Origin of the sequence: Achromobacter sp. SD115 (assembly GCF_017355315.1) — a bacterium.
Classification (GTDB): Bacteria; Pseudomonadota; Gammaproteobacteria; order Burkholderiales; family Burkholderiaceae_B; genus Achromobacter; species Achromobacter xylosoxidans_B.
In genome coordinates this window covers 78,249-101,541 of sequence record NZ_JADIJM010000002.1, presented here as the reverse complement: position 1 = coordinate 101,541, position 23,293 = coordinate 78,249, and the positions used below count along the sequence as shown (strand labels likewise).

Annotated in this window: 22 protein-coding genes; 8 read left to right on the top strand and 14 right to left on the bottom strand. The window is 66.7% G+C overall.

Annotated elements, in window-relative coordinates; all coding sequences use genetic code 11:
• Positions 1 to 7: 7 nt before the first annotated feature.
• Entirely contained in the window at positions 8 to 229 is a 222-nt protein-coding gene (locus IPU70_RS02810) for a YMGG-like glycine zipper-containing protein (RefSeq protein WP_013393765.1), read from the top strand.
• Between the two features lie 52 nt (positions 230 to 281).
• On the opposite strand, the gene IPU70_RS02805 is transcribed toward IPU70_RS02810, so the two are convergent.
• Genes IPU70_RS02805 through IPU70_RS02790 form a run of 4 tightly spaced genes read right to left on the bottom strand, consistent with a single transcriptional unit; the run spans position 282 to position 4,110 of the window.
• Positions 282 to 1,094, bottom strand: coding sequence for an SDR family NAD(P)-dependent oxidoreductase (locus IPU70_RS02805; RefSeq protein ID WP_207465316.1), 813 nt, complete (start codon positions 1,092 to 1,094; stop codon positions 282 to 284).
• Positions 1,095 to 1,108: 14 nt separating this feature from the next.
• Entirely contained in the window at positions 1,109 to 1,849 is a 741-nt protein-coding gene (locus tag IPU70_RS02800; protein ID WP_242702293.1) for an SDR family NAD(P)-dependent oxidoreductase, read from the bottom strand.
• 22 nt (positions 1,850 to 1,871) lie between these two features.
• A complete protein-coding gene (locus tag IPU70_RS02795) occupies positions 1,872 to 3,203 on the bottom strand; it encodes an MFS transporter (protein ID WP_207465312.1) in 1,332 nt (443 codons plus the stop codon).
• Positions 3,204 to 3,240: 37 nt separating this feature from the next.
• Positions 3,241 to 4,110, bottom strand: a complete 870-nt coding sequence (locus IPU70_RS02790; RefSeq protein ID WP_242702291.1) for an alpha/beta hydrolase — start codon at positions 4,108 to 4,110, stop codon at positions 3,241 to 3,243.
• A 220-nt stretch (positions 4,111 to 4,330) separates the two neighbouring features.
• Between IPU70_RS02790 and IPU70_RS02785 the strand changes: the two genes are divergently transcribed.
• Positions 4,331 to 5,233, top strand: coding sequence for a LysR family transcriptional regulator (locus IPU70_RS02785; RefSeq protein ID WP_207464764.1), 903 nt, complete (start codon positions 4,331 to 4,333; stop codon positions 5,231 to 5,233).
• Positions 5,234 to 5,276: 43 nt separating this feature from the next.
• Here the strand turns inward: IPU70_RS02785 and IPU70_RS02780 are convergent, their stop codons facing one another.
• Positions 5,277 to 5,954, bottom strand: a complete 678-nt coding sequence (locus IPU70_RS02780; protein ID WP_207464763.1) for a hydrolase — start codon at positions 5,952 to 5,954, stop codon at positions 5,277 to 5,279.
• Positions 5,955 to 6,095: 141 nt separating this feature from the next.
• Between IPU70_RS02780 and IPU70_RS02775 the strand changes: the two genes are divergently transcribed.
• Entirely contained in the window at positions 6,096 to 7,001 is a 906-nt protein-coding gene (locus tag IPU70_RS02775; RefSeq protein WP_207464762.1) for a LysR family transcriptional regulator, read from the top strand.
• Here IPU70_RS02775 and IPU70_RS02770 read toward each other — a convergent pair.
• From IPU70_RS02770 to IPU70_RS02760, 3 genes are all read right to left on the bottom strand, one after another.
• Positions 6,998 to 7,936, bottom strand: coding sequence for a VOC family protein (locus IPU70_RS02770; RefSeq protein ID WP_207464761.1), 939 nt, complete (start codon positions 7,934 to 7,936; stop codon positions 6,998 to 7,000). The two genes, IPU70_RS02775 and IPU70_RS02770, sit on opposite strands and share 4 nt — an antisense overlap.
• A gap of 30 nt (positions 7,937 to 7,966) precedes the next feature.
• Positions 7,967 to 9,766, bottom strand: coding sequence for an FAD-dependent monooxygenase (locus tag IPU70_RS02765; RefSeq protein ID WP_207464760.1), 1,800 nt, complete (start codon positions 9,764 to 9,766; stop codon positions 7,967 to 7,969).
• A gap of 80 nt (positions 9,767 to 9,846) precedes the next feature.
• On the bottom strand, positions 9,847 to 10,686 hold the full coding sequence (locus tag IPU70_RS02760) for a fumarylacetoacetate hydrolase family protein (protein WP_207464759.1): 840 nt from the start codon (positions 10,684 to 10,686) through the stop codon (positions 9,847 to 9,849).
• Between the two features lie 219 nt (positions 10,687 to 10,905).
• Here IPU70_RS02760 and IPU70_RS02755 point away from each other — a divergent pair, with 219 nt between their 5' ends.
• Positions 10,906 to 11,625: a GntR family transcriptional regulator gene (locus tag IPU70_RS02755; protein ID WP_013393754.1), complete on the top strand. Its 720-nt coding sequence runs from the start codon at positions 10,906 to 10,908 to the stop codon at positions 11,623 to 11,625.
• Here IPU70_RS02755 and IPU70_RS02750 read toward each other — a convergent pair.
• Together IPU70_RS02750 and IPU70_RS02745 are read right to left on the bottom strand one after the other, a co-directional pair.
• Positions 11,622 to 12,704 carry a formylglycine-generating enzyme family protein gene (locus tag IPU70_RS02750; RefSeq protein WP_207464757.1) on the bottom strand — a complete coding sequence of 361 codons (1,083 nt, stop codon included), beginning with the start codon at positions 12,702 to 12,704 and terminating at the stop codon, positions 11,622 to 11,624. The two genes, IPU70_RS02755 and IPU70_RS02750, sit on opposite strands and share 4 nt — an antisense overlap.
• 6 nt (positions 12,705 to 12,710) lie before the next feature.
• Positions 12,711 to 14,423 carry an arylsulfatase gene (locus tag IPU70_RS02745; RefSeq protein WP_207464755.1) on the bottom strand — a complete coding sequence of 571 codons (1,713 nt, stop codon included), beginning with the start codon at positions 14,421 to 14,423 and terminating at the stop codon, positions 12,711 to 12,713.
• A gap of 388 nt (positions 14,424 to 14,811) precedes the next feature.
• Between IPU70_RS02745 and IPU70_RS02740 the strand changes: the two genes are divergently transcribed.
• Positions 14,812 to 16,002, top strand: coding sequence for a lactate oxidase (locus IPU70_RS02740; RefSeq protein WP_207464753.1), 1,191 nt, complete (start codon positions 14,812 to 14,814; stop codon positions 16,000 to 16,002).
• 81 nt (positions 16,003 to 16,083) lie between these two features.
• On the opposite strand, the gene IPU70_RS02735 is transcribed toward IPU70_RS02740, so the two are convergent.
• Genes IPU70_RS02735 through IPU70_RS02725 form a run of 3 tightly spaced genes read right to left on the bottom strand, consistent with a single transcriptional unit; the run spans position 16,084 to position 19,225 of the window.
• Entirely contained in the window at positions 16,084 to 17,019 is a 936-nt protein-coding gene (locus IPU70_RS02735; RefSeq protein ID WP_207464751.1) for a ketopantoate reductase family protein, read from the bottom strand.
• Positions 17,020 to 17,032: 13 nt separating this feature from the next.
• A complete protein-coding gene (locus tag IPU70_RS02730; RefSeq protein ID WP_207464749.1) occupies positions 17,033 to 18,211 on the bottom strand; it encodes a mandelate racemase/muconate lactonizing enzyme family protein in 1,179 nt (392 codons plus the stop codon).
• A gap of 21 nt (positions 18,212 to 18,232) precedes the next feature.
• The gene (locus IPU70_RS02725; protein WP_207464747.1) at positions 18,233 to 19,225 is read right to left on the bottom strand and encodes a tripartite tricarboxylate transporter substrate binding protein; all 993 of its coding nucleotides are present in this window, start codon (positions 19,223 to 19,225) and stop codon (positions 18,233 to 18,235) included.
• Between the two features lie 170 nt (positions 19,226 to 19,395).
• Here IPU70_RS02725 and IPU70_RS02720 point away from each other — a divergent pair, with 170 nt between their 5' ends.
• From IPU70_RS02720 to IPU70_RS02710, 3 genes are read left to right on the top strand one after another with little or no spacing between them, the layout of a single operon-like run.
• A complete protein-coding gene (locus IPU70_RS02720) occupies positions 19,396 to 20,832 on the top strand; it encodes a 3-isopropylmalate dehydratase large subunit (RefSeq protein ID WP_207464745.1) in 1,437 nt (478 codons plus the stop codon).
• A gap of 1 nt (position 20,833) precedes the next feature.
• Positions 20,834 to 21,442, top strand: coding sequence for a 3-isopropylmalate dehydratase small subunit (gene leuD / locus IPU70_RS02715; RefSeq protein WP_207464744.1), 609 nt, complete (start codon positions 20,834 to 20,836; stop codon positions 21,440 to 21,442).
• On the top strand, positions 21,430 to 22,470 hold the full coding sequence (locus tag IPU70_RS02710; RefSeq protein ID WP_207464742.1) for a LacI family DNA-binding transcriptional regulator: 1,041 nt from the start codon (positions 21,430 to 21,432) through the stop codon (positions 22,468 to 22,470). Before leuD ends, IPU70_RS02710 begins: the two co-directional genes overlap by 13 nt.
• Before the next feature lie 17 nt (positions 22,471 to 22,487).
• Here IPU70_RS02710 and IPU70_RS02705 read toward each other — a convergent pair whose 3' ends face one another.
• Complete coding sequence (locus IPU70_RS02705) at positions 22,488 to 23,285, bottom strand: citryl-CoA lyase (RefSeq protein ID WP_207464739.1); 798 nt, start codon at positions 23,283 to 23,285, stop codon at positions 22,488 to 22,490.
• Between the last annotated feature and the right edge of the window lie 8 nt (positions 23,286 to 23,293).

Sequence of the window (23,293 nt, the reverse complement as noted above, 5' to 3'; positions counted from 1 at the left end):
GTCAGCCATGAAAGTCATCCGATCGATTGCCATAGGCCTCATGATGGGGTCGCTGGTTGCCTGCACCAACATGAGTTCCAAGCAGCAAGGCACGCTGTCGGGCGCGGCCATCGGCGCCGCCGCCGGCGCGGGCATCGCCGCCATCGCGGGCGGCAGCGGCTGGACCGGAGCCGCCATCGGCGCCGCCGCCGGCGGCATCGCCGGCAACATCTACGGCGACAAGCACTAAGCCGCTTTTACTTGCGCAGCCACGAGTCCCGGGCCGCCGCCCGGGACTGAGGCTACAGATTGCCGGTGGACTTGCCGATCCGCCAGTACACGCCCCCTCCCGTCATGCCGCCGTCGACCGGCAGGTCCGCGCCGGTAATGAACGAAGCCTCCGGTCCCAACAGGAACATCACCGCCGCCGCAATTTCATCGGCGTCCGCGCCGCGCGACAGCGGTGTGGCATCGCGGTTGCCTTCATAGAACAGGCGCGCCCGTCCGGCGTCGTGCACCGCATTGGGCTGCATGATCATCGGCGTTTCCACCAGGCCCGGGCATACCGTGTTGACGCGTATGCCGCGCCCCGCCAGTTCCAGCGATGCCGCCCGCGTCAGGCCGCGCAAGGCCCACTTGCTGGCGGTGTATGCCGCGCTGAAATAGCCCGTGAGCCCAGCCGTCGACGAGGTATTGACGATGGCCGCCCCCTCCGGCATCAGTCCGGCGAGATTGCGGATCGCGAGGAACGGCCCGTCCAGGTTGATGTCCAGCAGACGCCGCCATTCCGCGTGCGTGGTCTCGGTCACGGTCTTGCGCAGGGTCACGCCGGCGTTGTTGACCAGGCCGTAGAGCGGCACGCCAGCCTGCGAAATTTCTTCGGCCAGCGTCAGCCAATCGGATTCGCGGGCCACGTCCGCCACGCGGATGCGCAGCCGTTCGGCATCCGCGCCCGCAGCCGCGCGCAAGTCCGTCCAGGTCGCATCGCTTTCGGGCAGGACGTCCAGCGCGTAGACGGTTGCGCCGGCCTGCAGCAGGCGCAGCGCCTCGGCAGCGCCCTGCCCCCGCGCCGCGCCCGTAACGACCGCCGCCTTTCCGGTCCAGTACGATTCCACGCCGTTCCCGGTCCTCATGTCTTGGAGACTCCGCCGTCAACCATCAGCACGTGGCCCGTGACATAGGCCGAGGCCTGCGAGGCCAGGTAGAGCGCCGCATCGGCGATCTCCGACGGCTGGCCGACCCGCTGCACCGGCAGGCGCTCGACGTACGCGGCATAGGTGGCGGCATCGCCGTGCATCCAGCTGCTCATCGGCGTTTCGATGAATCCGGGCGCGATGGCGTTGACGCGCAGCCCCTTGGGACTCCATTCCAGCGCCAGGCACTGGGTCAGGTGGGCCACGCCGGCCTTGGCGGCGGCATAGTCGGCGCAGTTCGGGCGCGGCTTGACGCCGGCATAGCTGGACAGGTTGATGATGGCGCCGCTGCCTTGCGCGATCATGTGGCGCGCGGCCGCCTGGGCGCCGAAGAACGTGCCTTTGAGATTGATGTCCATGGTGCGTTGCCATGCGGCCTCGTCCAGGTCCAGGGCGGGCATGCGGGCCATGAAGCCGGCGTTGTTGACCCACACGTCCAGCGCGCCGTATTGCGCAGCCACCGCGTCGGCCAGCTCGCGCACCGCTTGCGCCTGGGTCACGTCCAGCTCGCGGCAATCCGCGTCCACGCCGGACAGCGCTTCCAGGTTCAGGTCGGTGGCTACCACGGTCGCCCCCTGCTGGCGGAACGCCGCCGCCATGGCGCGCCCGATGCCGCCCCCGGCGCCCGTGACGACCGCGATTTTTCCTGCCAGATCCGGATAGTTCATGTTGCTCATGTGATGATGGATGTATGAAAGTTCAGTTGAATGCCGCGCGCTTGGCGGGCTTGTTGCCAGTGGTGGCGCCCGCCTCCTCGCCCGGCAGGCGGATGTCGTTCAGGTCCATCCCCGCCGTTTCCTTGATGAGGAAAGCGCCCGCGAAAGCCATCAGCCCCAGCGCCCCCACGTAGGCCGTATATACCCAGTCCAGTCCCTGGGCGCCCAGCCAGGCATTGATGTAGGGCGCCGTGCCGCCGAAGATCGCGACCGACAGCGATGAAATGAAGCCCACGCCCATGGCGCGCGCGCCGGTCGGCACCTGCTCGGCCACGACGGCCGGGAAAATCGCGGCAAGCAGCGCCCAGACCAGCAGGCCGATCAGTTGCCCCACGAACAGGGTCCAGGGCTGGTCGGTCACGATGTGCGATACCGGGAACACCGCCAGCGCCACGCCCAGGCCGAAGGCCATCACCATGGGCTTGCGGCCGTAGCGGTCCGCCAGCCAGCCGCACACCGGCAGCCACAACAGGCAGACCAGCTGCGCGATCAGGCTGGCCGTATAGGCGCCCGATGGATCCATGCCCTTGGTCGCGATGGCCGTGGCCGGCGCGAACGTGACCCAGGTGTAGTAAGTGGCGTTGGACGCGGCGGCGATCATCACGATGTTGCGGGCGATCTTGAACGCCTGGCGGGCCGAGACCTTTTGCGCGCCGCCCTGCTCCGTCCTGTGTTCGAACACCTCGCTCTCGCTGGCGCTGCGGCGCAGGAACAGCGCATAGACGCCCAACAACGCGCCGACGCCGAAGCCCACGCGCCAGCCCCAGGCCTCCATCGCCGGCTTGCCCAGCCAGGAGGTCAGCAACGCCGCCAGCGCGGTCGCCGCCATGACGCCGATGGTGACGCTGACGAACACCGAGCTGGACCACAATCCGCGTTTGGCCGGCGGCGCGATTTCCGCCACATAGGTGTAGGCCACGCCGGACTCGCCTCCATGCGCCAGGCCCTGCATCAGGCGGCAGATGAACAGCAGCACCGACGCCATCACGCCTGCCTGCTCATAGGTGGGAAGCAACGCGATCGCCAGGCTGGTCAAGGCCAGCAGGCACATGGTCAGGACCAGCGTGAACTTGCGGCCATAGCGGTCGCCGATGCGGCCGAACAGCCAGCCACCGATCGGCCGCGCCAGGAAGCCGCCGGCGAACACGGCCAGCGTGGCCAACAGCGCCGAACCGCGGTCGGACGGATCGAACAGGTTCATGGCCAGATAAGCCGAGAACGTGCCGTACAAGGTCCAGTCGAACCACTCCAGGGCATTGCCCACGGCCGCCGCGCGCAGCGAAGCGTGGCGGCGTTGGCGGTCCTGTGTCTCCATCATTATTGTCGTCGTCATTTTTTTATCCGTGCTTGTCTCAACCCAGATGCTGCGCGAACCAGTTGGCCGCGGCGCTGCTGGTGCGTTCGAAATGTTCCGTATAGACCGAGTAGTGGCCGCCAGGCAGCAGCAACAACTCCTTGGGCTGGTGCGCCGCGTTGAACGCGTCCTGCTGCAGGTCGGCCGGCGTCAGGCCGTCGCCGGTGGCGACGATCATCAGCAGCGGCGTGGGCGCGATGCGTCGCACGTACATGCCAGGCTCATAGGCGCGAGCCAATTCCAGCGAACGCAAGGTGACTTCGTTGACCCATGCCGGGCAGCGGCGCGCTTCGCCGGTCATGTAGTTGTAGGAATCCGGACCCGGATAGGCGACCGCCGCGTCGGGGTCGGCATCGACCATGCGCAGCACCGCCGGCGGCTGTCCGGCATCGCGAGCCTCGCGATCCGCTTCGAACGCGGCCTGCAGCGCCTGCGCCTTGTCGTAGCGCACGCGCCGTTGCGCCGCCGAGAAGCCGCTGGTGGTGGGAACCTGGCTGACCACGCATTTGACGCGCCGGTCGATGGCCGCAACCGTCAGGGCGTGGCCGCCGCTATAGCTGCTGCCCCAGATACCGATGCGTTCGCGGTCCACTTCCGGGCGCCGGCGCAGATAGGAAATGGCGGACCGGAAGTCCTGGATCTGCCGCTGCGGATCGATCTCCTGGCGCGGCATGCCTTCGCTGCGGCCGAGATGACGGAAGTCGAAGGTCAACGCGGCCAGGCCCTGGGCCACCACGGCGGCGGCGTACTCCTCCAGGTCTCCACCCGCCACCATGGACCAGCCGTGCGCGAGCGCAACCGCGGCCACGGGACCAGCGGCATTCGACGGCAGGTAGAAGGTGCCGCGGACCAAGTCGCCTTCAACCATGAATTCAATCGGCTCTGCCGATCCTTTTGGACCTGACCTGTTTGGCATAGATGGACTCATGCCTGTCTCCTTGTCGCTCATCAATGAGCTAAGCTTGTGTGAACAGGTCGAATTCTGCCCATCGGGCCGCGCGCGAACAAGCGCTATTATTCACGCAATCAATCGTTAATTCCGATTGATATAGGAACAATTAATTTCCCCCCTTGGATGCCCCGGAGCCATGGATCTACGCCAATTCGATTGCTTTCTGGCCGTCGCGGACAAACTGCATTTCGGCCGCGCGGCGGAAACGCTGCACATGAGCCAGTCCTCCGTGTCGGAGGCGGTCAAGGCCTTGGAAAAAACGTTGGGCGCCCCCTTGTTCGAGCGCAGCAGCCGCCGCGTCGCGCTGACGCCGCTGGGTGAAACCCTGAAGCTGGGCGCGGGGCCGGCCGTCGTCATGCTGAAAGCCGCGCTGGACGACTGCAAGCGCCAGGCCGCGGGCAAGCCGCGCCATCTGCGCATCGGCTTCCTGGGCGGCGGTTTTTACGAGTTGTATCGGCCCCTGGTCTCGGAATTCAAGGCGGCACATCCCAACGTGGAGCTGGAGTTCGTGGAACTGACCTATGTCACCCACTACGCGGCGGTGGCCGATGGTTCGGTCGACGTGGCGTTCTGTCGCTTGCCGCTGGGCGCGGACGGCCTGTGCCATGGGCCGATAGTGCTGCGGGACCAGCGCATGCTGTGCGTCCCGCTGGATCACCCGTTTGCCGCGGCGACCCTGCTGGACCCCGAGCTGCTGGCCGAGGAGCGACTGGTGCGCATGGTGCCGGGATCGGTCAACCAGGAATGGCAGGACTACCACTTTCCGCGCCATACCCCCAAGGGCAAACCCATAGGCGACGGCCCCGTGGTGCGCACCATCCGCGAAGGCATCGCCGCCGTGAACACGCGCGAGGGCCTGCTGATGCTGACCAAGCGCGCCGCCAGCTACTACGCAACGCCCGAGATCGCCTTCGTGGAGATAGACCTGCCCGCCATGCCCTCGGCCCTGGTGCGGCGGGTGGACGACCACCGGCCCATCCTCCAGGAACTGGAAGCCTTGCTGCTGCGCATTGCCGAGCGCCATGGCGTGGCAGCCTGATCCGGACCCTGAGGCCCGGATGGCCGCCAGCTTTCGTAGCGGATCAGCGTTGCGAATCCAGCGCTTCGTTGTTCTTCACCACTTCCTGCGCCTTCGCATAGCTTTCGATCAGCAACTGGTAGGCCGGGAACACCTTGGTGTAGACCTCGGCCCACTGCATGGCGTCTTCGCGGTTCCAGGTCTTCTGCAGCTCGGAGGCCACGGCGGCCGTGTCCATCGGCACCACGCCAGCCTGCACCACGCGCGCCAGCGTGATTTCCTGCGCCATCTTGGTGTAGGTGCCCGAGGCGTCGATCACCGCGAACACCTTGTAGCCGTCGGCGACCGCGCTGATGGCCGGGAATGCCATGCACACGCTGGTAATGGTGCCGGCGATGATGAGCGTCTTGCGGCCGGTGGCCTTCACGGCGGCGACGAATTCGGGGTTGTCCCAGGCGTTGATCTCGCCCTTGCGCGCAATGTATTGCGCATGCGGCGCGTTGGCGTGGATCTCGGGAATCAGCGGGCCGTTCGGGCCTTGCGGCACGGAAGCGGTCGTGATGACCGGCATCTTGGTCAGCGTGGCCATCGAAGCCAGCGCGCCGGCGCGGGCGCGCAGCTCGGGCATGGGCATGTCGCCCACGGTCTGGAACAGGCCGCTTTGATGGTCGATCAGCAGCATGACGGCGTCGGCGGGATCGATGACGGGACGTTGGCCGTTGAAGTTGGCGGGTGCGGACATGGTGTACTCCTTGATTGAAAATCGACGGCGGTGTGCCGAACCAGAAGCCTTATGGCTGCACAAATAATAAAAATAGAACAAAATTGGCGAAAGACCAGTTTTTTGTTATCAGAGTCCTATTTTTGGATGTAAAGGAACGCGATGCAGGACCTCAACGATCTTTTCTATTTCGTGCAGACCGTCGAGCATCAGGGCTTCGCGCCCGCCGGACGCGCATTGGGCATGCCCAAGTCCCGCCTCAGCCGCAGGCTGGCCCTGCTGGAAGAACGCCTGGGCGTGCGGCTGATCCAGCGCTCGACGCGGCACTTCATGGTCACGGACATCGGCCAGACCTATTACGAACGCTGCAAGGCCATGCTGGCCGAAGCCGAGGCCGCGCAGGAAGTGATAGACGCGGCCCAGGTCGAACCGCGCGGGGTCATCAAGCTGACCTGTCCCATCGCCCTGCTGCATACCCATGTGGGCGGGATGCTGGCGGACTTCATGCTGAAGTACCCGCGCGTGGTGATACAGCTGGAAGCCACCAACCGCCGGGTCGACGTGCTGGGCGAAGCCGTGGACGTGGCGATACGCGTGCGGCCGCCTCCCCTGGAGGACAGCGACCTGGTCATGCGCGTACTGGCGGATCGCGGGCAGAGCCTGGTCGCGAGCCCCGCGCTGGCCGCCGAATGCGGGCAGCCGGCGACGCCGGACGACCTGGGCGCCTGGCCCAGCCTGGCGCTGGGCGCGCCCAACCAGGCCTATCGCCTGGAGCTGTACAAGCAGGACGGCCAGCAGGCCACGGTCTCGCTCGCGCCCAGGATGATCACCACCGACATGATCGCCTTGCGCAACGCGGCGATGGCCGGCGTGGGCGTGGTGCAGCTGCCCACGCTGATGGTGCGGGACCAGCTGCAGGCGGGACAACTGATCCGGCTGCTGCCGGACTGGGCGCCGCGCCGCGAACTGATACACGCGGTGTTCCCGTCTCGGCGCGGCCTGCTGTCGTCGGTCCGGGCGCTGGTGGATTACCTGGCGGAGCGCTTCGGGCGGCTGCAGGAGGACTAGCCGGTGTTGCGGATGAAGTACTCCGGCATTTCCGGCCCCCACATGTAGAGCGCATCCTCTGGTGGATAGTCGCCGGCCGGCCAGTCGTATCCGGCCGGCACGTAATCGATGTGGGCCGAGTACTCCCAGAACGATCCCCAGGGGTCGCGCACGTAGTAGAAGTAATTCGAACCCAGCGTGTGGCGCGCCACGCCCCAGCCTTCCGGGTAGCCCGCGGCCCGCATCTGCTCGGAGCCGCTGCCGACCTCTTCGATGCCCGGCACATCCCACGCGCTATGGTGCCACCCGGGCGCGCGGTCCTGCACGAAGGCCAGCAAATGATGGTCCGAGCCGTGCCGCCCATGCATGAAGGCGACGATATCGCGCGAGCGGTCCGACAGGTACAGCCCCAAGGCCTGGGCGTAGAACGCCAGGCTGCGCTCCAGGTCCGTGGTGAAGAGCAGGACGTGGGACAGCCGCGTCGGACTGACCGCGGCCCTTGCGGACCGGCCCAGCGCGCCGCGCTGGCCGGGCGCGATCTGCACGCACGCATTGCGGCTCTTGGTGTGGGGCGTGGTCTTGGGCCCGGCCTTGATCTGCAGCAGATTGCCGTCGGGGTCCAGGCACCAGAAGCCCTCGCCTGCCGCCGCGGCGCCCGGGGCCGCCGCCGCCGGCCGCGCGCCCTGGGCGTGGGCCTGCGCCTTGATAGCCTCGAGCTCGTCACCGTGACAGTTCAGGCTCAGGTACGCCAGGCGCTTGGGGCCTTCGCCCGCGATGCGCGCCCAGCAATGTTCGTCGCCCGCGCAGCGTAATTCCAGCCCGCCCGCGGCCGACCGGACGTCCAGGCCGAACGCCGTCAGGAATTTCCCGGCTTCCGCCAGGTCGGGCACGATCAGCGCGAAATGATCGATGGAATGCACGCCGTAGCGCGCGGCGTTGGCTTTGTTGAAGGACATGGCTCAAGTCTCCCTTGGAACAGTGTCCGCTCAGGACAAAGCGGCTTCAGCCACCGCGCGCGCGCCCAGGCCGGCGCGGGCCCGCCGGCCCAGTATGCCTTGCAGGGCGTCCAGCAATTCCGCCGCCGCGCCATGCTCATCCGGCGCGGCATGCTTGCGCCAGGCCACATGGCGATCCGGACGCACCAGCAGGCAGCCCGACTCCGACACCTCGCGCAGCCGCGCCCAGTCGCCGTAGATGTCCAGCACCTCGCAACCGGCCCCGATGCTGTACACCGCGATGTCGATGCCGAATACGCTGGCGGCTTGCGCCGCAGCCGCGCGCCAAGTCTGGTCCGTACGTCCGACCAGCAGGGCGAAGCGCCCATGCCCGGCCAGATCCAGCGTGGAAATACGGCGCCGCCCCTGTTCCACCCAGGCATGCGGCAAGGAAGCGCCCGGGAAGGTCGTGGCCTGGTGGTAGAGCTCGCTATCGCGCTCGGGCGGGCGGCGCGCGCTGCCATCGGGCACGATGGCGGAAGACACATACATCTGGCCAAGTTCGACGCCATGGCAGTTGAATTGGTAGTTCTGCAGCGCCACGGCCGCGTCCAGCTGCGCGCGGCGCTCGCGGCCACGGCCGCTATCGCTGAACAGCTCGTCCAGGTTGGCCCAGCCTTCCTGCGCCGACTGGCCCGGCGTGAAGCCGATGGCATCGGCGATGGCCTTCATGTCGTTCACGGACTTCATGGCCCGATCCACCACGCCGCGCGCGACAGGCTGGCGCTCCTGGCTGTAGGTCTCAAGCAGGTCCGGGCCGGCCTGGCCCTTCAGGACCAGGGCCAGCTTCCAGGCCAGGTTGAAGCCATCCTGGATCGAGGTGTTGGTGCCCAGGCCGTTGGCCGGCGGGTGGCGGTGCGCGGCGTCGCCCGCCAGGAACACCCTGCCCTTGCCCATTGCGCGCGCGGCGATATGGTTGATCTGCCATTTATTGGCCGACTTCACCTTCACGGGAATGTCCGGCACCCCGATCACGGCGCGGGCGCGCGCCACGATGGCGTCCTCGCTCAGGTCCGGCTCGCCCTTGGACTTGTCGTACATGGACAGCATGATCCACTCGTTCCAGGGCCGCACGCAGACAAAAGTGCCGCTGCCGAACCAATAGCTGTTGCCCGGCTCGGCCATCCAATAGAGTACGCCTGGGCGGTGCTGCACATAGGGCGTCAGGTCCACATCCAGCCAGCAGCTGATGGCTGCGCCCAGGCCCATTTCTCCGTCGAATTCAAAGCCCAGCTGTTTCGCCACCAGGCTGTTGCCGCCATCGGCGCCCACGGCGTACTGGGCGCGGACGCGGATTTCCTCGCCGCTGATCGTGTCCACCATCTCGGCGACCACGCCGTCCGCATCCTGGCTGATGGTCTTGAGTTCGGTATTGAAAAGGAATTGCGCGCCGTGCTCGCGCGCCGCCGTCAGGATGATGGGTTCCAACAGGTGCTGCGGGATGTTGCACATGGCGCAGGGGCTGGCCCGGTCATAATCGTCGCGCCGCTGGTCCCCGCCGCCCCAGGTTTGCAGGCGCGCCAACTCCTTGCCCGCAAAGCTGGTGGCCCAGACGTTGTTCAGCATCAGCGCGTTGGGCGTGGCCTGCGCCCGCACCCGGTCCTCGATGCCCAGGTCGCGCATGACTTCGATGGTGCGCTGGTTGGTGATGTGCGCGCGCGGCGAATTGGCGGTGCCCGGATAACGGGTGATGGCCAGGGTCTGGATGCCGTACTTGGCCAGCAGGGCCGTCGCCGCCAGGCCGGCCGGCCCGGCCCCGACCACGAGGACGGGGATCTCGATTTCCTTCATGTCTCTCTCCATATTCCTGCCAGGGCCGCTGCGGCCGGCCTCTGGCGGTATCCAATGCTGTTCTTGCCCCGCGCCTGGCGCTAGCGCTCCAAGGCAATGGGATTGCGCAAGATGCCCACACCTTCGATAGATACTTCGCAGACGTCGCCGTCCTGCATCAGCAGGCGCGGCTCGCGCGCCCAGCCCACGCCCGACGGCGTGCCGGCCACGATAACGTCGCCCGCTTCCAGCGTGAACGCCTCGCTCAGCAGCGCAATCAGGGTGGCCACGTCGAAAACCATGTCGCGCGTGTTGGCCGACTGCACCACCTTGCCGTTCAGCCTGGTTTCGAGCGCCAGGCCCGAGCCGCCCGGCGGCAGTTCGTCCGCGGTGACCAGCGCCGGACCGAAACCGCCGGTGCCGTCGAAGTTCTTGCCCACCGTCCACTGGGGCGACTTGAACTGGTATTCGCGCACCGAACCGTCATTGAAGACCGAATAGCCCGCCACGTGCTTGAGCGCATCCTCCTTGCTGATGTAGCGCCCGCCGCCTGACAGCACCACGGCCAGCTCGCCTTCGTAATCCAGGGAATCGGAGGACTTGGGGCGGATCATGGGCTGTTCATGCGCGATCAGGCTGCTGTTGAAGCGATTGAACACCGTGGGGTACGCGGGCTGCTCGAACTTGCTTTCCGCGGTGTGGTCCAGATAGTTCAGGCCGATGCAGATGATCTTTCCAGGATTGGCCAGCGGCGGCAGGTATTGGATTTCCTGCAGGGCGTAACGCTTGCCCGACGCGGCGCGTTCGCGCGCGAATGCGGACAGGTCCGCCTTTTGCCGCAGCAGGTCCAGCAATTCATGCTGTCCGAGGCTGACCACCTGGTCGCCTTCCTGGATGCCGAGATGCTGCTCGTTGCCGTGGGAAAAGCGTATGAATTTCATGATGAGCTAGACGTCCTTGATGAGCGATGAAGCGCCGCGCCCGCATCCGCGGACCGGGCGCCGGGATCAGGCGGGATGGACGCTGCGGCATGCCCGTCCAACCTGCGGATCAGTATAGGCATTTATATCTACAAATCAATAAAAATATATATTTATTGGTTTGTCGATTTTGAGCCCGGCGCGTAAAATTCGGGGGCCCAACCCGGATCTGTTCTTTCCATGCCTCAGCCGCTCGCCATCGACCACGCCCCTGGCCATGCCACGCAGCAACCCACGCAGGCGTCGGTGCTCACCACCGCCATCCAGGAAGACATCATCGCCGGCCGGCTGCTGCCAGGCTCCAAGCTCAAGCTGAAGGAACTGGCGCTGCGCTACGGCACGGGCGTGAACCCGCTGCGCGAGGCGCTCTCGCGCCTGGCCACCACCGGCTTCGTCAATGCCGAGGACCAGCGCGGTTTCAGCGTCAGCCGCACGTCCCGCGAAGAACTGCTGGACATCACCCAGACCCGCCAACGCATCGAGTCCGACGCCTTGCGCGCCTCCATCGCCAATGGCGACATTGAATGGGAAGGACGGGTGCTGGCGGCCCTGCACCGGCTCAACCGCCAGGCGATGATGCTGGCGGATCCCGCCGGCCTGAACCCCGCGTGGGAACTGGCGCACGATGCCTTCCACGAAGCGCTGCTGTCGGCCTGCCCCTCGCGCTGGAGCATGCGGTTTTCCTTGATCCTGCGTCAACAGACCGCGCGGTACCGCAACCTCTCGGTCATGGGGCCGGCGGAGGCCGACGCCCGCGACGTGCAAGCCGAACACGAAGCCATCGCCAAGGCCGCCCTCGCCAAGAACGCCGACCTGGCTTGCGCCCTGCTGTCCGAGCATCTGCGCGTCACCACCGCCCTGGTGCTCGAACACGCCGATCGCCTGGGGAACGCGCGCTAGGGCCTTTGCGGCTGCCAGTCCGCGGCGCTCAACGCCAACCGGAACCCGACATTGGACGCGCTGCTGTAGGGATCCTGGCCCTGCCTCGCGCTGACCCGGTAGCCTTCGCAATAGTCTTCGCTGCACAGGAACGAGCCGCCGCGGATGACGCGCTTGGGCGCCTCGGGCCTGACCATGGCGGGATCGTAGGGGGCGGCGGGTCCGCCGGGATTGCGCACTCGCCGTTCCTGCGACTGCAGGCTGAACGCATCCGGCCGGTACCAGTCGGCCACCCACTGCCAGGCATTGCCCGCCATGTCGCGGACCCCGTAGCCGTTGGCCGGATAGCTGCCCGCCGGTTCGGTGCCCGGCATGACCTTGGGCGACTGCAGCGGAAACGCCAGGCCCGCGTCCCAGGTGCGCGCCATCGGCCTGCCGCCGGGCCGCAGGTCCGCGCCCCAGGCGAAGTCCGCCTGTTCCAGGCCGCCGCGGGCCGCGTATTCCCATTCGGCCTCGGTCGGCAGACGCTTGCCCGCCCAGGCCGCATACGCAAGGGCGTCCTCGTACGACACCTGCACGACAGGATGTTCTTCCTTGCCGGCGATGTCCGAGCCCGGCCCCTGCGGGTGGCGCCAACTGGCGCCCGGCGCGAAACGCCACCAGCGCGCGTAATCGTTCAGGTCCACGGGTTTGCCGCTGCCCACGAACACCAACGCGCCTGGCACCAGGCCTGCGGGACGCGGCGTGCCCGCGGGCAGATGCACGCGGATCGTGTCCCAGTCCGGCGTCCGCTCCGCCGTAGTCAGGTAGCCGGTCGCGGCCACGAACCTGGCGAAATCCCGGTTCGTCACATGGTCGCGATCGATCCAGAAGCCGGCCAGTCGCACCGGGTGGGCGGGCCGCTCATTGGCCTGCGAGCGCGGGCTGTCGCTGCCCATCAGGAAATCGCCAGCCGGAATCCACACCATGCCGGCGGGCCCGTGGCGGCCATCGCCCAGTTGCCCTGCCTGCGGCGCCGCGGCCGGCAGCAGATACGCCCCCGCCGCCGCAAACCCGGACAACAGCGCCGCCGCGGCCCATGCGCGTTTCTTCGGAAACATGGCCGGCTAGTGCTGGTCGACGATCTGGCGCGGCATGCCTTTGCGCCAGTCGAAGTAGTTGAAGAGCTGATCCGCCAGATACTGCGTATCCCACTGGATGACGCGATTAGCCTTGCTCCATGCTTCGTACTTGGCCGCCATCGCCTTGACGATTTCGGGGTGCCTGGCGGCCAGGTCTTCGGTTTCTCCGCGGTCCGCATCGGTATCGTAGAGCTGCCAGCCGGCGGTGCCGAAGGGTTCCGGCAGCCAGCTCAGCTTCCACTTGCCCATCCGGTACTCCTTGTTCCCGAACAGTTCGGCGCCCCGCTCGAAGTCCGGCGCGCGCGCCGACGCCGCGCCGCCGTCCAGCACCTTGAGGAACGACTCGCCCTTCAGCGGTTCCAGCGGCACGCCCTGGCGCGTTTCGCCGCGCACGGCGCCTGTCATGGCCGTCACCGTCGGGTAGATGTCCTCCACGCCCAGGTAGCCGTCATTCATCGCGCCGGGCCTGGCCACCATGGGCGCCTTGACGATCAGCGGCGAGATCGTGCCGCCTTCGGTCATGACCAGCTTGAAAAGCTTGAAAGGCGCGGAACTGGCGTATGCCCAGCCCGGGCCCACCCCGGCGAACGATCCGGGCGCGCCCATGTTCTTGAACGAAGTGTCGAACTCCTTGGCGATCCAGCTGCCATCGGCATTGCCCGGGTAGAAATCCATATACGCGGCAGAAGGACCGTTGTCCGAGAAAAAGAAGATCGCCGTATTCTCATACTGGCCGCTGCGCTTGAGCTGGTCGATGACGCGTCCGACATTGCTGTCCAGGTTGTCCACCATGCCGGCGTAGATCTCCATGACGCGCTCCTGACGGGCGCGCTCCTCTGGAACCAGGTCCTTCCAGGGCGTGAACAGCGGCGCCGGCGCGGACATGCGCGTGCCGGCGGGGATGACGCCCAGGCGCTGCATGTTCTCGAACAGCCGCTGGCGGTGCACGTCGTAGCCCTCCGAGAACTTGCCCCGGTACTTGGCGATGTCGGCCTCGGGCGCGTGCAAGGGATCATGCACGGCCTGGAACGCCAGATAGCCGAAGAACGGCTTGCCGGCCTGCTGGGCGGCTTTCATGTAATCGACGAAACGGTCGGTGTAGAGATTGGACGAGAACTCGCCCGTGTCGCGCGCCACTGTCTTGTCGTCCTCGACAAAGCGGGTGCGCGGCTGCACCGCCAGCAAGCCCTTGTTGTCCCAGTGGCTGCCACCTGGATTGATCAGGGCGAAGGAACGCTCGAATCCGCGCGCCCCCGGCAACTGCTCCGGCTTGCCGCCCAGATGCCACTTGCCCGCCATGAAGGTCGCGTAGCCGCGCTCCTTGAGCACTTCGGCCAGCGTGTTGACGCGGTCGTTGAGCGAGCCGATGTAATTGCCGGGATGCTTGTCCATCTCCGGGATGCGGTACTCGCCCATGGCGCCCATGCCGGCCAGGTGATTGTCCACCCCGGTAAGCAGTTGCGCGCGGGTCGGCGAGCAGGTCGGGTTGACGTGGAAATTGGTGAAGCGCATGCCTTCCTGCGCCAGTTGCTGGAGCGCGGGGGTCTGGATCAGGTCCTGGCCGAACGGCTGGATGTCGTTGTAGCCCAGGTCGTCGGCCAGGATGATGAGCACATTGGGGGGCGGCGGGCTGGCAGCCGGTACCGAGGTCGCGCATGCCATGCCAACCGCCAGGACGATCGCGGAAAAGCTTTTCACTCTTGGTCTCCAGAAACGCGGCCGGCGGCCGCTGGGGGCCGTCTTTGCGGCCTGTCGCGGCAATTCTACCAATTTTATATATTTTTTCTACAATAAAGATATTTATTGTTTTGTAGATTTATGCGGACCGAAATTATGGGTCTGGTACGCGAGTTACACCGCCGGCTTTTGAGGCGTTCCTAAGCGGAGCTGTCAATTAAATACAAAATCAGGACAGTCAGATCAATTATTGCCTCCTACCGCACCAATATCCTGCTGCTTAAGCTTATAGGACGTCTTCAGCATCCGCTGAAAGCGCAGCGATTTCGGCGTGGACGCGTCCGCGCCGGGCGTAATCCGGACCAAGAGATGTTGCCGGCGGGCAAACCCCGTGCGGCGGAGTAGAAAAATGCAAACTTCCAGACGTGAAATGATGATCGGCAGCCTGAGCATGATGGCGGGCGGCCTCTTGGCGGCTTCGGCCTCGCCTGTCTCTGCCGCACAAGCAGCCCCCGCAGGCGCCGGCGTCTACAAGGCTGGCAGCGCCGAAAGAAAGCTGGACATCATCAATCTCCATGACCTCGAGGAAGAGGCCAGGAAACTCATCCCCGTTCCGCAGTTCAGCTACATCAGCAGCGGTTCCGGCGACGAATGGACCTTGCGCGAAAACCTGCGCTCGTTCGACGATCACGCGATCATGCCGCGCTATCTGGCCGGGGTGAAGCAGCCCGACACCCGGACCGAGTTGCTCGGATCCAAGGTCGATATCCCGATATTCGTGCCACCCATGGCCGCGCATGGTCTGGCCCACGCCTCGGCGGAACTAGGCACGGCGAAAGGCGCGGCCGATGCCGGCGCGCTATTCACTGCCCAGACGCTGGCCAACGTCCCCCTGTCGGAAATGGCCAAGGTCAGTCGCGGCCCGAAGTGGTTCCAGCTGTATTTCACCAAGGATATGGGCGTGAACCGCGAACTGATCGCGCGGGCCAAGGCCATGGGCGCGACGGCCATTGTTTTCACGGTGGATCTGGAGTGGTCGGGCAACCGCGAATCGGACCGGCGCACCGGCTTCAAATTCCCGGCGTCCCTGCCCTTCCCCAACGTCCCCAGCGCGCCTGCGGGCGCGACGCTGGCCGAACTGTTCACGATCTTCAAGCGCGACCTGGACTTCAAGGACCTGGAGTTCATCGCCAGCGAATCGGGCCTACCCGTCGTGGTCAAGGGTATTCAATCGCCTGCCAACGCCAAGGAAGCGGTCAATGCCGGCGCGGCCGCCATCCAGGTGTCCAACCATGGCGGGCGCCAACTGGACTCCGTTCCCGGCGCGTTCACGACTCTGCCCGGGGTCGTGGACGCCGTAGGCCACAAGGTGCCTGTCTACCTCGATGGCGGCGTGCGCCGTGGCGTGCATGTGTTCAAGGCGCTGGCCATGGGCGCCAGCGGAGTCGCCGTCGGCCGCCCGGTGTTGTACGGCCTGGCCTTGGGTGGGGCCGCGGGCGTGACGTCCGTGCTGAACACCTTGAAGTACGAGCTGGAGCTCAGCATGAAGCTTGCCGGCACGGCGACGATCAAGGACATCAACAGGACCTTCCTGGCGTAGCCGCACGCGGAGACGCCTGAACGTGCTCGAACGCACGGGGAACTGGCGTGCGCTTTGCCATGCGTCCGCTCGCCGCGCCTGCTAGCGCTTGGCGCGGCCGCTGCTGAAGTCCCCTTCGCGCTGTTTGACCAGCCTGGTCAGGGTCTCATTCACAGGCGCGGAAATGCCAGCCTTCCTGGCCTGGACGGGAATCGCGCCGTTGATGTAGTCGATCTCGCTCGTGCGCTTTCGCTCATGATCCAGCAGCACCGAAGGCTTGGCGTCGCGTATGCGGTCGCCGAAGGCGCGGACGTGTGCGACGGGGTCGGCGACCTGGATTGGCACGCCCAGGGCGCGGGCCACCGTCCATGCCTCGGTGGCCGCCGCCTGGCTGACCGCGCCGATGTGCGGATCGTCCATGACGGCGCCTATGGTCAGCCCGGTGAGCGCGCAAGGCGCGCTGTAGGCGACGTTGCAGATCAACTTTTCCCATTGCATGGCAGCCAGGTTGTCCACTGCCTGCGCATTGAAGCCGGCATTGCTCCACACTGCGGCGATATCCTCGAGCTCCGCCTGCGGCATGCCCGCGTAGGCGCCCATGCGTACCGCCGACATGCCGTTGTGGTGGACATGCCCCGGTCCCGGCAAGGACGCGCCAAACGCGGCGGCGATACCAACCGCCAACCTGTCCGCCCCTATGGCCTGGGCCACGCCGTCTGCGCTGCCCAGGCCGTTCTGTATCGTCAGCACCCGCGTCCGCGGTCCGAGCATCGCGCGCGCCTGCTCAGCCGCGCTGGCGGCTTGCGCGGCCTTGACCGCGATGATGATCAGATCGACCGCTTCGGCCGGCGCCTGGCTGAACGCGCGCAGCCGCGCCACGCGGTCGCCGCTGGCGCCTTCCACGCGCAGGCCGCGGGAAGCCATGGCCTCGACGTGCTCGGCCCAATGATCGATGGCGAGCACATCATGCCCGCCCGCCGCCAGCAGGCCGGCGTACACGGAGCCCATGGCCCCACATCCCATAATCGCAATCTTCATGATGTCAGCTTCCTCAAGCACTGCCTGTAGCCAGGGCCGCAATATACGGCGCCAATTCCTGTTTCTGTTCCAGCCCGAATCCAGGGGCGTCGGTCGGCCGGACTTGTCCCTCGCCCAGCGCGCACTGCGCGGGATAGCCGCCGAATGGCTGAAACACCCCCGGGTAGGCTTCGCACCCGCCCAGTCCCAGACCGGCGGCGATGTGCAGATTGATCAAATGCCCGCCGTGCGGATGCAGGCAGCCGCGCGAAAAGCCAGCCCGTTCCACTGCCGCCACCATGCGCAGGTACTCGGTCAGGCCGTAGGCCAGGCCCGCGTCCATCTGCAGGATGTCGCTGGCCGGGCGCATGCCGCCAAAGCGCAGCAGATTGTTCACGTCAGGTAACGAAAACAGATTCTCGCCGGTGGCGATCGGGCCGGCATAGGCCTGCGCGACCTGCCTGTTGAGCTCATAGTCCAGCGGGTCGCCGATTTCCTCATACCAGCGCAGGCCATAGGGTTCCATGGCGCGGGCATAGGCCAAGGCGGTAGGCAGGTCGAAGCGCCCGTTGGCGTCCACCGCCAGATTGGCGCCCTCGCCCGCCACCCCCAGCGCGGCCTCGATGCGGGCCAGGTCCTGCGGCAAGGACGCGCCGCCGATCTTCATCTTGAACTTGGTGAACCCCTGGTCGCGGTAGGCCTGGAATTCCTCCCGCAAGCGCCGCAAGGGGTCGCCGCTGTCGTAGTAATAGCCGCCAGCCGCGTACACCTGCGCCGAGCCGCCACCTGGAGCAAGCCCCGCGTGCCGCGCGATGCCGCGATAGGCCGGCTCGTCCAGCAGCTTGGCGTTCAAGTCCCAGAACGCCAGTTCCAGCGCGCCAACCGCGGCGGCCCGATCGCCGTGGCCGCCGGGTTTCTCGTTGCGCATCATGACGCTGCTTGCGCGCGCGGGATCGAACGCAGTGCCGTCCTCATTGAGCAGCGCTTCGGGCGGCGCCGCGAGCAGGCGCGGAACGAAGCGTTCGCGCAACAGGCCGGGCTGGGCGTAGCGGCCGATGGAATCGAAGGCGTAGCCGATGACCGGACGGCCATCTCGCACCGCATCGCTTACCAGCGCCACCAGCGACACCGTATGTTCGGCGAAGTTGACCAGCGAATTCGATATGTTGCCTTGCAGGGGGACGGCGATTTCTCGTATGGCGGTAATGCGCATGAATGAGTCGTCAATGTGAGGTTATTGGACGGTGATGCCGGCGGCCTGGATGATCTGCGACCAGCGGACGGTGTCTTGCTTGATGAGTTCGGCGAACGCCGCTTGGCTGTCGACCACCGGCCACGCGCCCAGTTCGACCATGCGCGCCTTCATCTCTTCGGTCTGCAAGGCGGTCGCCAGGGCGCTATGGATTTTCTCCAGCACCGGCGCGGGCGTGCCGGCCGGCGCCAGCAGGCCGTACCAGCTGGGGGAATCGAAATCCTTTACTCCGCCTTCGGCGATCGTGGGCACCGTCGGCGCGCCTGGAAAGCGCTGGCCGGAGGTGACCGCAATGGCTTTGAGCTTGCCATTCTTGAGAAACGGATCGGCTACCGCCAGCCCGGTGATCAACAGCGGAATCTGACCCGACACGACGTCGGCGATCGCCTGTGCGCCGCTCTTGTAGGGGATATGCGTCATCTTCATGCTGGTCGCGCGGTTCAGGCGCTCGCCGACCAGATGGCCCATGCTGCCAGCGCCGGCGCTGCCGAAATCCAAGCGCGAGTCACCGCTGCGACCCAGCTTGACCAACTCGGGCAGCGTGTCGGCCTTGACGCCCGGATTGGCCACCAGCACCAGCGGCACCACGGCAATGCGCGAGATCGGCGCGAAATCGCGTTCAGGCTGGAACGGCAGTTGGCGATACAGCGAGGGATTGATGACCAACGTGGCATCGGCGGCGAACAACAGCGTGTAGCCGTCGGCTGCCGCCTTCGCCACCGCATCGCTGCCTATGTTGCCGTTGGCGCCGGGGCGGTTCTCCACGATCACGGTCTGGCCCAAGGCGTCGCCCAGCTTCTGCCCGAGCACACGGCCCAGGATGTCGGTGGTGCCGCCCGCGCCGAATGGCACGATCAGCCTGATGGCCTTGTCTGGATAGGCCGCCGTGGCGGCGGCTGGCGTCAGCGCCGCGCACAAACTCAGCGCTGCCAGCATGGCGACCGCCCTGCTGCGAACCTGCTTTACGCACTTCATGGTTGTCTCCTCTTTATTTTTTTGGAAGCGACTTTCTGATAATGCACACGTTTGCACTGATCGCAATATAATGAGCCGGAAATTTCGAGTCAATAAGCCTGATGATGCTCGTTTACCCGAGTTTTTATACCAACCCCTTAGAATTCATACGTGTGCACTAGAGAGTCGCCATGCCGAATCCCGTCACCGCGTTGTCCGACCTCCCTGGCGGTTTGCCGCAAACCCTGTTCGACAAGCTTTGGGGGGCCCATCACGTGGCCGACCTGGCCGACGGGCGCAGCCTGATCCACATCGACCGTCACCTGCTGCACGACCTCTCCAGCCCGCAGGCCTTCGCATCGCTGCAGGCCCAGGGCCGCCGCGTGCACAGCCCGCAACGGAATGTGGCGATCGCCGACCACATCGTGACTACGGCGCCCGGACGTCGCGGCGAACATGTACCCGGCAGCGAGGCCATGATCGCCGCGCTGGAAAGCAATGCCGCTCGCAGCGGCATACGCCATTACGGCATCGACGATCCCGATCAGGGCATCGTGCATGTCATCGCGCCCGAACTGGGCCTGGTGCTGCCGGGCATGACGGTGGCCTGCGGCGACAGCCATACCTCTACCCTGGGCGCGCTGGGTGCCTGGGCCTGGGGCATAGGCACCTCCGAGGCCGAGCATGTGCTGGCCACCCAAACCTTGGCGATGCGCCGTCCGCGGGCGATCCGTCTGACGCTGGCCGGCGCCCTGCCCGCCGGCCTCAGCGCCAAGGACCTGACGCTGCACGTGCTGCGCCGCATAGGCGTGCGCGGCGCGGCTGCCGGGTTCCTGGAACTGGCAGGCGCGCCGGTAGCCGCGCTGTCGATGGAAGAGCGCTTGACTCTTTGCAACATGGCGATCGAAGCCGGCGCGCGCGCGGCCGTGATCGCACCCGACGCGATTACCTTGGACTACCTGCGCCGCCATGCGCCCGCCACCTGCCTCGACGACGCCGCGCAACAGGCCTTCCGCGCCTTGCGCAGCGATGCGGGGGCGCGCTACGAAGCCGAGCTGGAACTGACCTTGGCGCTGGACAGCCCGCAACTGACCTGGGGCACCAGCCCGTCGCAGGTCGCGGGCGTGCGCGAAGCTCTGCCCGCCCCTGACGACGCAGCCGATGCCAGCGAACGCGCCGCCCTGCGGCAGGCTTATCGCTACATGGGCCTCACGCCAGGCGCCGCGCTGGCGGGCGTGCCGGTGCAGTGGGTATTCATCGGATCCTGCACTAACGGCCGCCTGTCCGATCTGCTGGCCGCGGCGCGCGTCGCGCAGGGCCGCCAGGTCGCCGCGGGCGTGCGCGCGCTGGTGGTCCCTGGATCGCAGCGGGTCAAGCGCGCGGCCGAGAAGCTGGGCCTGGACAGCATCTTCCGCGCGGCCGGATTCGAATGGCGCGAACCCGGATGCTCCATGTGCGTGGGTATGAACGCGGACAAGGTGCCACCCGGGGAGCGCTGCGTGTCGACCTCGAACCGCAACTTCGAAGGCCGCCAGGGACCGGGCGCCCGCACCCATCTCGCCAGCCCCGCCAGCGCGGCCGCCGCGGCCATTGCCGGCGCCATCATCGATCATAGGGATCTGGTCTAATATGAAGCCCTTCCTCCAAGCCCACGGCATCATCCTGCCCATGAATCAAGACCACGTGGACACCGACGCGATCGTGCCCCAGCGCTGGCTGGTGACTGTCGAACGCAGCGGCCTGGCCGATGGCTTCATGGGAGGATTGCGCTACGACGAGCACGGCCAGCCGCGCCCGGACTGCGTCCTGAACCAGGCCGGCTACCAAGGCGCCGCCATCGTGCTGGCGCGCGAAAATTACGGCTGCGGCTCGTCGCGCGAACATGCGGTATGGGCGCATCAGGAATATGGCATCCGCGCCATCGTGGCCGCCAGCTACGGGCCGATCTTCCACGAGAACTGTCTCAAGAACGGGCTGCTGCCCGTCACCCTGCCCAGCGACGCCATCGACGCCTTGATGGAACAGGTATTGGACCGCCCCGGCAGCCGCTGCACCGTGGATCTGGCCAGCCAGCGCGTCATCGGCCCGGACGGCCGCGCGTACCCCTTCGACATCGATGCCGGGCGGCGTCAATTGCTGCTCGACGGCACGGACGACATCGACCTCGCGCTGCAGCGAACCGCCGAGATCAACGCCTTCCAGCAACGCCAGCAACGGACCCAGCCATGGCTGACATAGCCGCCCGCACCAACGTCACCATCAAGGACATCGCAATCGCGTTGGACCTGTCGCATGCAACCGTGTCGCGCGCGCTGGCCGACCACCCCAAGATCAGCGCCGCCACCAAGGCCAGCGTGCGCGACGCCGCCAGCAAGATGGGCTACGTGCCCAACGGCACCGCGCAGAACATGCGTTCGGCGCGCAACCCGGTGATAGGCCTGATCGTGCCGGACATCCAAAACGATTTCTACGCCTCGATCGCCAAGATCGTCGCCGACGCCGCCGTTGCCCGTGGCTTCCAGCTGGCCCTGAGCATCACCGAGGACAACCCGGAACGCGAGCTCAACGATCTGCGCGCCTTCGTCGTGTCGCGCGCGGCCGGCGTCATCATCACGCCCACCGTCACCCCCAAACCCGAGACCGTGGCGCTGCTCAAGGGCGTGCACGCAATCCAGCTGATCCGCCAGCATGCCTCGATGGCGGCCGAAGCGGTGGTGATCGACGAGCAGGCCGCGACCCGCGCCGCCGCCGAGCACCTGATCCACTACGGCCACCGGCGCATCGCCTATGTCGGCACCACCACCGACCTGAGTTGCGGCGAGGACAGGCTGGCCGGCTTCTACGGCGCGATGCGGCATGCCGGGCTGGACGCCAGCATGACCGCGGTGGGGCCGCCCCGGGTCGAGTTCGCCCATCGCGCAGTACACGGCATGATGAGCGGCGCCAAGCCGCCGACCGCGCTGATCGTAGGCAGTTCGCGCCTTACGGTCGGCGCGCTCAAGGCATTGCGCGGCCTGGGCCTGGCCTGCCCGGCCGACGTATCGGTGGTGGGTTACGGCGACCCTGACTGGTTCGAGTTGGTCGGCGACGGCCTGACCACCGTGGCGCCCCCCGTATATCCCATGGGCGCCTACGCCATCAACCTGCTGCTGGCCCGCATACACGGCGAGACCGAACCCACCCCGGCCGACCCCGGCCATCCCCTGCCCTCGCGCTTTCCGGCCACGCTCACCATCCGCAGTTCGACGCGGCCATACGCTGGCTGAGGCCGCCCGCGCCACGCCTATTGCGGCAAGACGGCTGCGGCCGCGTGCAGATGCGCCGACACTTCCGCATCCGTGCGCACCCACAAGCGTTCGGCGATGGGATTGCGCAATTCCTCCGCGATGTGGCCGACCAGCCCCACCGCGCGCCCGATCACGGCGATGCCGCGGCACAGCTGCCAGGGTATGCCCAGCTCGCTCGCCAGGGCCGCCAGCGCCCCGGTGGCGTTCACCGGCAGCACGCCCGGCTTGTTCAATGCCCGCTCCGCCTCTGCCGACAAGGCCTGCATCAGCGCCACATAGCGGCCCTTGAACCCGGTGCGCTCGGCGACGGCAAACAGCGCCGTTGCGCGCGGGTCCACCGGCTTGTGCACCGGATGCCCCAGCCCCGGCACCAGTTGCTTGCCGGCGCGATGATCGGCGACGATGGCGCGCGCGGCGGTATCGATATCCAGCGGCTCCGCGCTGCCCAGCGGCAACGCCTGTTGCAGCAGCCGGGCCGCGCCTTCCGCCGTACCGACGAACTTGGTCCCCATGCCGCACAGACCGGCCGCAATGGCGGCCTGCATCGACTCGGGAGCGCCGAGGTACGTCAGGCGCGCCACCATCGCGGTGGGCGTCATGCCATGCTCGACCAGCACCGCCAGCAGCGCGTTGAATAGCGTCGACTCTTGCGGATTGGGGGTACGGCCGGTAATTTCCAGGAATGCAAAATCGCCGAGATTCAAGCGGCCGATGATGTCGCGATTGAGATCGTGGCCGCGCACCACGATCTTCGTGGCGTTGCTCCAGCCCATGTCGGAAGTCAGGGTAGTCATGCTTGTGC